Origin of the sequence: Acidovorax sp. HMWF029, from assembly GCF_003060895.1 — a bacterium.
Lineage (GTDB): Bacteria > Pseudomonadota > Gammaproteobacteria > Burkholderiales > Burkholderiaceae_C > Acidovorax.
Window position 1 is genome coordinate 1 of sequence record NZ_QAIH01000271.1, and the last position, 1,525, is coordinate 1,525.

At 65.8% G+C, this 1,525-nt stretch carries 1 protein-coding gene and 1 pseudogene; both read right to left on the reverse strand.

Annotation, left to right across the window (positions count from 1 at the left end):
* Positions 1–354, reverse strand: a pseudogene (locus DBR12_RS18995) (50S ribosomal protein L3 N(5)-glutamine methyltransferase); the annotation flags it as partial.
* Positions 351–1,525 (reverse strand): succinyl-diaminopimelate desuccinylase (gene dapE, locus DBR12_RS19000; RefSeq protein WP_108618683.1); only part of this gene is annotated, 1,175 nt, incomplete at its 5' end. The pseudogene DBR12_RS18995 and the gene dapE, both read right to left, overlap by 4 nt.

Below are 1,525 nucleotides of genomic sequence, written 5' to 3' on the forward strand. Positions count from 1 at the left end.
CGGCACGATGGCGCGTTCGTCCACGTAGAAGGGAACGCCCTGCAGCCAGGCCTCGCGCGTGAGGTAGGCGGCGGGTTTGCGGCTGCTGGTACGCTCTTCAAAAAGTGTAGCAACCAAGTCAATCTGGTCGCGCGGAACGGGCTGTTTTTTTATGGAATCCGGGGCGTCCGAGAGGTCGCTGTCCAGCGGCAGTCCCAGGCGCCACAGCACCAGCCAGGCGGCCTCGTCATGGGCGTTGGTGGTGCCGTGGCCGAAGGAGACGCCGGCTGAGCGCAGGAACTCGGCGCCGGATTCGACCAGGGCGCCAACGGTGTCGCCTGTGACGGCGAGGTTTGGTGTTTTGGGTGTGCTCATGCGGGCACCGCGATCGCTGCCAGGGCCTGCGCGTGCAGGTTTTCCAGTGTGCGGCGGTAGATGTTCTTGAGCGGCTCGATATCGGCCACCACCACATGCTCATCGATCTTGTGGATGGTTGCGTTGGGCGGGCCGAGTTCGATGACCTGCGGGCAGATCTGGGCGATGAAGCGGCCATCGCTGGTGCCGCCGGTGGTGGAGAGCTCGGTGGTGATGCCCGTCTCGGCGGAGATGGCCTGCTGCACGGCGGTAACCAGCTCGCCCGGCGTGGTCAGGAAGGGCTGGCCGCCCAGCGTCCAGCGCAGGTCGTACTCCAGGCCGTGGCGGTCCAGCACGGCGTGCACGCGCTGCTGCAGGCCTTCGGCTGTGGATTCCGTGGAGAAGCGGAAGTTGAAGTCGATCACGACCTCGCCCGGGATCACGTTGGTGGCGCCAGTGCCGCCGTGCATGTTGCTGATCTGCCAGCTGGTGGGCGGGAAGAATGCGTTGCCGTTGTCCCACACGGTGGCGGCCAGCTCGGCCAGTGCGGGCAGGGCCTGGTGGATGGGGTTGCGCGCCAGTTGCGGGTAGGCGATGTGGCCCTGGATACCCCGTACGCTGAGCTTGCCGCTCAGGGTGCCGCGCCGTCCGTTCTTGATCATGTCGCCGGTCTTTTCGACCGAGGTGGGCTCGCCCACGATGCAGTAGTGCAGCGGCTCGCCGCGTGCCCTGAGCTGTTCGACCACCACTTTGGTGCCGTCCACCGAGGGGCCTTCTTCATCGCTGGTAAGCAAGAAGGCGAGCTGGACCAGGGGGGAGGGCGTGGCAGCCAGGAACTCCTCTACCGCGACCACAAAGGCGGCGATCGAGGTCTTCATGTCGCTGGCACCACGGCCGTAGAGCTTGCCGTCCTTGTGGGTGGGCACGAACGGATCGCTGCCCCATTGCGCCAGCGGGCCGGTGGGCACCACATCGGTATGGCCTGCAAATACTATGGTTTTGATAGCTGATTTTGCAAGCTGGTCGCGCGGAAGAGGCCTTTTTGCCCACAAATTGCTGACGCGGAAGTCGGCTGGACCGCTGTCCAGGCGCTCGCACACGAATCCAAGCGGGGCCAGTCGCGCGGCCAGCAGGTCGAGGCAGCCCGCGTCTTCGGGCGTGATGGAGGGCAGGGCGATGAGCTGTTCGGCCA